At 69.6% G+C, this 7,709-nt stretch carries 9 protein-coding genes; 7 read left to right on the top strand and 2 right to left on the bottom strand.

What is annotated here, in order from left to right; translation table 11 throughout:
• Positions 1-179: 179 nt before the first annotated feature.
• Positions 180-743 (top strand): hypothetical protein, encoded by a 564-nt coding sequence (locus ACFWIW_RS33275; RefSeq protein WP_378372105.1) that lies wholly within the window; start codon positions 180-182, stop codon positions 741-743.
• On the opposite strand, the gene ACFWIW_RS33270 is transcribed toward ACFWIW_RS33275, so the two are convergent.
• Positions 693-1,301: an alpha/beta family hydrolase gene (locus ACFWIW_RS33270; RefSeq protein ID WP_063273087.1), complete on the bottom strand. Its 609-nt coding sequence runs from the start codon at positions 1,299-1,301 to the stop codon at positions 693-695. The genes ACFWIW_RS33275 and ACFWIW_RS33270 overlap by 51 nt on opposite strands.
• Complete coding sequence (locus ACFWIW_RS33265; protein WP_240599850.1) at positions 1,298-2,056, bottom strand: SOS response-associated peptidase; 759 nt, start codon at positions 2,054-2,056, stop codon at positions 1,298-1,300. Before ACFWIW_RS33265 ends, ACFWIW_RS33270 begins: the two co-directional genes overlap by 4 nt.
• Before the next feature lie 101 nt (positions 2,057-2,157).
• Here ACFWIW_RS33265 and rsgA point away from each other — a divergent pair, with 101 nt between their 5' ends.
• The 6 genes from rsgA (at position 2,158) to ACFWIW_RS33235 (ending at position 7,646) form a co-directional block, all read left to right on the top strand.
• On the top strand, positions 2,158-3,168 hold the full coding sequence (rsgA, locus tag ACFWIW_RS33260) for a ribosome small subunit-dependent GTPase A (RefSeq protein ID WP_016337073.1): 1,011 nt from the start codon (positions 2,158-2,160) through the stop codon (positions 3,166-3,168).
• Positions 3,169-3,228: 60 nt separating this feature from the next.
• Positions 3,229-4,131: a hypothetical protein gene (locus ACFWIW_RS33255; protein ID WP_378372104.1), complete on the top strand. Its 903-nt coding sequence runs from the start codon at positions 3,229-3,231 to the stop codon at positions 4,129-4,131.
• Positions 4,132-5,010: a hypothetical protein gene (locus ACFWIW_RS33250; RefSeq protein WP_378372103.1), complete on the top strand. Its 879-nt coding sequence runs from the start codon at positions 4,132-4,134 to the stop codon at positions 5,008-5,010.
• Positions 5,011-5,151: 141 nt separating this feature from the next.
• Positions 5,152-5,832 carry a hypothetical protein gene (locus tag ACFWIW_RS33245; protein WP_378372102.1) on the top strand — a complete coding sequence of 227 codons (681 nt, stop codon included), beginning with the start codon at positions 5,152-5,154 and terminating at the stop codon, positions 5,830-5,832.
• Between the two features lie 73 nt (positions 5,833-5,905).
• Positions 5,906-6,700, top strand: coding sequence for a hypothetical protein (locus ACFWIW_RS33240; protein ID WP_378372101.1), 795 nt, complete (start codon positions 5,906-5,908; stop codon positions 6,698-6,700).
• Between the two features lie 61 nt (positions 6,701-6,761).
• Positions 6,762-7,646, top strand: a complete 885-nt coding sequence (locus ACFWIW_RS33235) for an NAD-dependent epimerase/dehydratase family protein (protein ID WP_378372100.1) — start codon at positions 6,762-6,764, stop codon at positions 7,644-7,646.
• The last annotated feature ends 63 nt before the right edge of the window (positions 7,647-7,709 follow it).

Raw genomic sequence — 7,709 nt, 5'->3', positions numbered from 1 at the left:
CCGCATTTCGTCCTCTGAATGCGGTAGTTGCACGCGCAAGGACCGCATTCAGAGGACGAAACGCGGGAGAAGAGACTCACCCGCGAGAGGGAGGGCGGTCGGTCCGCAGCGGGAAGAGCACTTGGCCGCGCCCGGGAATCGTCATCGGCAAGCGAAAGACGACTCCCGGGAGCGACGAAATGACCGAGACCTTGCCCGGCGTACCGAGATGGGCGAACCTCGCCGCCCACGCGGCGGCCCTGGTGGCGGTGCCGTCCGGGCTGTGGCGGATCGCGATGGGCCTCGGCCTCCCGGTCGGGTTCACCGCGCGGGGCCTGGCCGAGTTCGGGATCCCCGGCTGGGGCACGGTCTACGTCTTCGGCCTGAGCCTGCTCTCCGAAGCGCTCGCGTTCCTCACCCTCGGGCTGGTCCGGCCGTGGGGCGAAGTGTGGCCGCGCTGGATCCCGGGCCTGCGTGGCCGCCGGATCCCGCCGCTCGCGGCGATCCTCCCCGCCGCCGCGGGGGCCATCGCCCTGATCGCGCTCAGCGCCCAGTGGCTGTTCCGCTGGGCGCGGGCCGGGTCTTCGGTGCCTCCGGGGACCAGAGAGGACTCGCCGGTCTACGACATCGTCATGGCGGCCTGTTACGCGCCGCTCCTGCTCTGGGGCCCGCTGCTGGCCGTGGTCACCGTGCACTACGCCCGGCGGCGGTTCTCAGGTCAGCGGCCGCAGCACACGCTCCAGCCACTCGGCGGCCGCGCGTGACACGCCGTCGAGATCGGCGCTGAGGTTGTGATCGCCCTGGAGCACCACGATCTCGTGATGCGGCCCCGCCTTGGGCAGGCCGAACGGGTCACGTTCGCCCTGCACCACCAGGGTCGGGACCTCGACGGCGTCCAATTCGGCCTGCCGGGACTTCTCCGGCTTTCCCGGCGGATGCTCGGGGAAGGCCAGGCAGAGCACCGCCACCGCCTGGCCCGCCGCGGCGGTCCGGCAGGCGACGCGGGCCCCGGACGACCGGCCCCCGAACACGATCGGGAGGTCGTCGAAGCGTTCGGAGATCTCGTCGGCCACGGTGAGCCAGGCGGTGTCGAGCTGGGTGGCGGGGGCGGGCGCCCGGCGGCCGGCCACCCGGTACGGCTGCTCGACGAGCGCGACGTGGACACCGGCCGCCTGCGCCGCGCGGGTGACGGCGACCAGGTCCTTCGCGCCGATCCCGCCGCCCGCGCCGTGGCCGAGCATCAGGACCGCGATGCCTTCCTCGGCACAGTGCAGCTCGGCCCGCGCGGGACCATAGGCGGTGTCGATCTCCAGCTTCGTCATGAGTTCGGCAGTTCAAAGAGCGCGCTGTCGGCGGCGGGTTCGACGCGGTCAAGCAACTGCGGGCCGTTGTTGCGGACGTTGTTGACCAGGCTGGACACCGGCCGCAGCTCGATCGTGTCGACCAGGTCCACCGGCGGCGGGACGAGCAGTTCGGTGACGTCGGGCCGGTCGGGGTCGAGCCAGGTGTCCCATTTCTCGCGCGGCATCAGCAGCGGCATGCGGTGGTGGATGTCGGTGAGCCTGCCGACCGAATCCGTGGTGATCACCGAGAAGGTGATCAGCGGATCGGCGTCCTTGTCGTCCTTCGGCCGCCAGGTCTCCCAGATCCCGGCGAACGCGAGCGACCCGTCACCCGGCCCGGTCATGAAGAAGGGCTGCTTCTCCTTGCCGTCACGCCGCCACTCGTACCAGCCGTCGGCGGGGACCAGGCAGCGCCTCGCCGAGACCGCCTTCTTGAAGGACGGCTTCTCCTTGGCCGTCTCGGCGCGCGTGTTGATCATCTTCGAGCCGACGCCGGGGTCCTTCGCCCAGAACGGGACCAGGCCCCAGCGCATCATGCGCAGCGACCGGACGGCTGGCTCGTCTTCGAGCACCGCGCCGTCGGCGTCACGCGGATGCCGCTGCACGACGGTGGGCACGTCCTTGGTCGGCGCCACGTTGTGATCGGTCCGGATCCGGCCTTCGGTCAGGTCCACCGCGGCGAATTCGTCGATCAGCGCCGCCGGGTCCTTGGTGGCGGCATAACGCCCGCACATGGGGAAACCTCCCTAATCGACAGTCATCGTTACACGCTACCGATGCGTTGGCGAGCGGCATGGGATCATTCTTCTGCGGTGTTCGAAGAGCAGGAGGCGGTTTGGCGGGCAAGGACTGGCGCAGGCTGGACGAATCCGACGTGCGGATCCGTCCCGGCAAGGGCACCAGGCCGCGCAGCAAACGCCGCCCCGAGCACGCGGACGCCTCCACGGCGATGGTCATCGGCAAGGATCGCGGCCGCTGGACCTGCGCGATCGACTCGGATCCGGATCGCGTCGTCACCGCGATGCGGGCCCGCGAGCTGGGCCGGGTCCCGGTCGTCGTCGGCGACACCGTCGGCATCGTCGGCGACGTCAGCGGGAAACCGGACACCCTCGCCCGCATCATCCGGGTGGACGAACGCTCCAGTGTGCTGCGCCGGACGGCGGACGACACCGACCCCTTCGAACGAGTGGTGGTCGCCAACGCCGAACAGCTGCTGATCGTGACCGCGCTGGCCGATCCCCCGCCGCGCACCGGGTTCATCGACCGGTGTCTCGTCGCCTGCTACGCGGGCGGCCTCGAACCGGTGCTCTGCCTGACGAAGGCCGACCTCGCCAGCCCGGACGAACTCCTCGCCGGTTACGCGGGCCTCGACATCCCGGCCGTGGTCACCCGGCACGACGAGCATCCGGAGGAACTGACCGGGCGGCTCAAGGGCCGGGTCACCGCGCTGGTCGGGCATTCCGGGGTCGGCAAGTCCACATTGGTCAACCGGCTGGTGCCCGACGCCGGACTGGCGACCGGTGTGGTCAGCGCGGTCGGCAAGGGCAGGCACACGTCCGTCGCGGCGGTCGCGCTCCCTCTTCCCGGCGGTGGCTGGGTGGTCGACACCCCCGGCGTCCGCTCGTTCGGGCTGGCGCACGTGACCGCCGACGACATCGTGCTCGCGTTCGAGGAATTCGCCGCGGCCGCCGAAGAGTGCCCTTCGGGCTGCGGCCACCTCGGGCCGCCTTCGGATCCGGACTGCGCGCTCGACGACGTGGTCACCGATGGTGACGCCAGTCACGAGCGACTGGACTCATTACGTCGTCTTTTGGGCTCCCGAGCCGGCCATGACGACGACCGGTAACTAAATCCGCCCTCGCGCGATAACCCGTTCGGATTAGATCAACTTTTCTGAGGGGTCCTCTTGAAGCGCGTAACCACGCTCGCCGCCATCACCACGGCCGCCGTCCTGGCGCTGTCCGCCTGCGGCGGCGAAAAGCAGCCCACCGCGGCCGCTCCCGCTCCTGCTCCTTCCGAGGGGAAGAGCCTGCTTTCGTCGCCGCTCGGCGACCCGATCCAGCTCGCGGCGCTGACCCGCGAGAGCACCAAGAAGGCCAAGTCGTCCAAGGTGACGATGGAGTCCGTCGCCGGCACCGAGAAGCAATCGATGACCGGGCAGGGCCTGTACGACGGCGAGAACACCAAGTTCTCGATGACCATGGACAGCGACGGCAAGAAGCTGGAAGCGGTCTTCGTCGACAACGCGCTGTACTTCAAGCTCGACGCGTCCGACCAGGCCGAGATGAAGACCGACAAGTCGTACGTGAAGATCTCCGCCGACGGCCAGGACCCCCTCTCGCAGATGCTCGGCAAGATCATGTCGAAGGCCATCAAGGACAGCGACCCGTCGCGCACCCTCGAGCAGGTCTCGAAGGCGGGCAAGATCACGAAGTCGGACCAGGTCGAGCTGAACGGTGAGCTCACCAACCACTACGTCGTCGAGATCGAGGTCGAAAAGGCCATCGCCCTCATCGCGGGTGAGGTGGGCATCCCGTTGCCGCCGGAGGTCCAGAAGCAGCTCGACGCGAAGCTGAAGGGCAAGAACGTCACCATCCCCACCGAGCTGTGGCTCAACGCCGACCAGCTGCCGGTGCAGGTCGTCTCGGACCAGACCGCGTTCATGAAGGCCATGGGCGTTCCCGGTGACGGTGTCGCCAAGAGCACGGTCAAGTACACCGACTGGGGCAGCCCGGTGGAGGTCACCGCCCCGCCCGCCGACCAGGTCGGCGACCTGGCGGAGATCATGAAGAAGGCCGGCGGCCGGTAGATGCGTGCCACTCTCAAGTTCGCCGCGGTGGCCGCGGCCCTGACCCTCGTGGTCACGGGCTGCGGCACCCGTCCGAGCACGACCGCCGAGAACACGGGCGGCGGCGAGCTCGCGCTGGCCAACCCGTTCACCGACGCGTTCGGCCTTGTCGAGGCCGCGAAGCAGGGAACTCGGAAGGCGAAATCCTCCACGACGATCGTCGACAGCATGCTCGGGTCCAAACCGGTCACTGGGACAGTGAAGGCGTTCTACGACGGTCCCGCTTCGAGGCTCGAGGCGAACATGACCGTCGACGGTGAAACGGTCGGGATGCGCCTGGTCGACCAGACCGTGTTCGTCAAGCTGCCCGCGGAGGAGAAGGCCCGGCTCAAGACGGACAAGGTCTGGGGGAAGATCCCGCTGAACAGCGAGGATCCCCAGGCGAAGGCCGTGGGGAAGGCCATGCTGAGGTCCTTCGAGATGAGCGACCCGGCGAAACAGCTGGAGCTGGTCGAAAAGACCGGTCGCGTCGTCAAGTCGGAACAGACCCAGCTGGACGGCGTCCCGGTGAACCACTACTTCGTCGAATTCGACGCCAAGAAGCAGATCGACTTGTTCCTCGGCGAAGACCTCCCCGCCGATCAGCGGGCGGAGGTCGAGAAGCGGTTCGCGGGCAAGGATCTGCGGATCCCCGCCGAGCTCTGGCTCAACGCCGAACAGCTGCCGCTGAAGATGACCATGGACATGACCTCGTTCATGAAGTCGGCGGGAGGCTCGCAGACCGGCGAGGCGAAGTCGACCTACACCTACAGCGACTGGGGTACGCCGGTGGACGTCACCGCGCCGCCCGCCGCCGAGGTGGGCGACTACGCCGAAATGATGCAGCAGGCGGGCAACTGACCCTGCTCGTGCGTGAAGGCCCCCTTCCCTCGGCTCAGCCGCGGAAAGGGGGCCTTCACGCGTACCCCGACATTCGGACGGTGGAAATTCACGCGGCAGGCACTACGGTGGTGGTACAGACCATTCACCCGAGGGAGTCCCATGCGTGCCACCGGATTCGCCGTCGTCTGTACCGCTCTCCTGCTCCTGGGCGGCTGTTCGGGGGAAGAGAAACCGGCGGCCCAGCCGGTGAACGACGCGGCGCAGCTGGCCTCGGTCGCCGCCGCGGGCACGCAGAAGGCCCGTTCGTCCAAGATCGCGCTCGAGACCACCGCGGACGACGGCCGCAAGGTCGTGGTCACCAGTTCCGGGCTCTATGAGGGCCCGAACAGCAAGTTCTCCATGGTCGCCGAGGTCGCGGGCGAGAAACGGGACCTGATCTACGCCGACGGCGTCCTCTACTACCACCTGTCGGACACCCAGGTGCGGGAACTCAAGACCGGCAAGGAATGGGTCAAGATCACCGCCGGCGGCAAGGACTCGCTCTCCGCCGCCAACGGGGCGCTGATGACGAACGTCGTCGAGACGATGGATCCGACTCGCACGATCGAGCGGATCTCGAAGTCGGGCAAGGTCACCAAATCCGAACAGGCGGAGGTGAACGGCACGGCCGCCACGCGGTACGTCCTCGATCTCGCCGGCGCGCCCGCCGAGTTGTGGCTGGACGCCGAGCAGCGCCCGGTGCAGGTCAGCATCGGCAAGGCGACGGTCAAATACGACAGCTGGGCGTCGGACGTGGTGATCATCGCGCCGCCGCCCGAGGCGGTCGGCGACAGCCGCTGAGCCCGTTCCCCCGATCGGGGTGCGGCCCTCGGCTGTGTTTCGCTTGGGTGCCCGCGATCGAAAGCAGGTCCTCATGCGGAGAACGGCCCTGTCCGCCGTCGTGCTCGTACTCGGTGCGCTGCTCGGCGCCTGTGACGGCGACGCCGTCTCGTTCGCCGACGCCCGCACGCTCGCCGACGGGGCCACGTCCGCCATGGACGGCAAGGCCGCGAAGTTCACCACCGACGTCACCGCGGGCACGATGCGGTCGAAGAGCCAGGGGCAGGCCAAGGTCGCGGGGGCCGGGACCGCGCTGGCCATGACCACGGACTTCCTCGGCGAGCCGATCGAACTCCGGCTGGTCGGCAAGACCGTCTTCGCCAAGGTCCCCGAGACCGCCCGTGAAGACGTCCCCGGCGGGAAGCCCTGGGTCAAGGTCTCCCCCGACGGCGCCGACCCGTTCTCGCAGGTCGCCGGGGGCAGCATCGACCAGCTGGCGAAGCAGAACGACCCCGGCCGCGCGCTCGACCAGGTGCGGAAGGCGGGCACGCTCACCGGATCCGGGCACGCCGAACTCGACGGGGTGTCCGCCGAGCATTACCGGCTGGACGTCGACCTGGCCGCGCTGGGCGGCGACCTGCCCGCCGGTTTGTCGCCCGAGGCCGTCGCCGAACTGCGGGGGAAGATCGGGAAGCTCCCCATGGAGGTCTGGCTCGACGACGCGCGCCTGCCGCTTCAGATCGTGCTCGACCTCGCCCCCGTCCTCGCCGCTTCGGGCGCCCCGGACAGCGCGACCGCCAGGATCGTCACGCGCTACAGCGAGTGGGGCACGCAGGCCGACATCCAGGCGCCCCCGCCGGAGGAGATCGGCGAGATCCCGGCGGGCTGAGCCGTCACGTTCCGCTCGCCTGTCTCGTCCGGTTCGTGAAGGCGGGACACGAGGAGCGAACATGCGCGTGATGGTGATCGGGGCGACCGGGATACTCGGGCGTCCGCTGGTGCGGCGGCTACTGGCCGAAGGTCATGAGGTGAGCGGCCTGGCCCGCGACGTGGGCCGGGTCGGCGCGGTGCGCGCGACCGGCGCGGAACCGGTGCCGGGTTCACTGTTCGACGTCGATTCGCTGGCCGGCGCGCTGAACGGGCACGACGCGGTGGTGAACGTCGCGACCCGGATCCCGGACGCGCGACGGGCGATGAAGCTGTCCGGCTGGGCCGAGAACGACCGCGTGCGGATCACCGGAAGCCAGACCCTGGCGGCCGCCGTTCGACGGGTCGGCGAGCTGGGAATCGTGGTGCAGGAAGGGATTTCGTTCGTCTACGCCGACGGCGGCGACGAAGAACTGGACGAGGACGCGCCTCTCGCGTTTCGCGGCAACATCGCGTCATCGACGGTGGCGCACGCGAACATCGCGGAGCTGGCGGACGAGGGCCGGACCGCGATCCGGCTGCGGATCGGGCTGCTGGTCGGCGACGACGCGATGACCAAGACGATGCTGGCGGCGGCGCGGCGCGGTTCGCCGCTGATCTTCGGCCGCCGGACCGACTGGACCGCGGCGATCCATCCGGACGACGCGGCGGCGGGCGCGATCGCGGCGCTGCGGGCGCCGAGCGGCGTCTACAACCTGGCCGCCGATCCGGTGCGGAAGCGGGAACTCGGCGAGGCGATGGCCGCCGCGGCCGGGGTCCGGCGGCCGCGCGCGGTGCCGAAGTGGCTGGCGAACCGGCTCGGCCCGATGTCGGTACTGGCGCGCTCGCAGCGCGTGGTCTCGGCCCGGCTCACCGAGGCGACCGGCTGGCGCCCCGAACGCCCGGTGCCCGGCCCGTCCTGGTTCTGACGCGTTTCGTCCTCTGAATGCGGTCCTTGCGCGTGCAAGGACCGCAATCAGAGGACGAAACGC

The organism is Amycolatopsis sp. NPDC058340 (assembly GCF_042723975.1).
Classification (GTDB): Bacteria; Actinomycetota; Actinomycetes; order Mycobacteriales; family Pseudonocardiaceae; genus Amycolatopsis.
The sequence above is the reverse complement of the archived record's forward strand: the minus strand, read 5'-3'. Positions and strand labels throughout refer to the sequence as shown.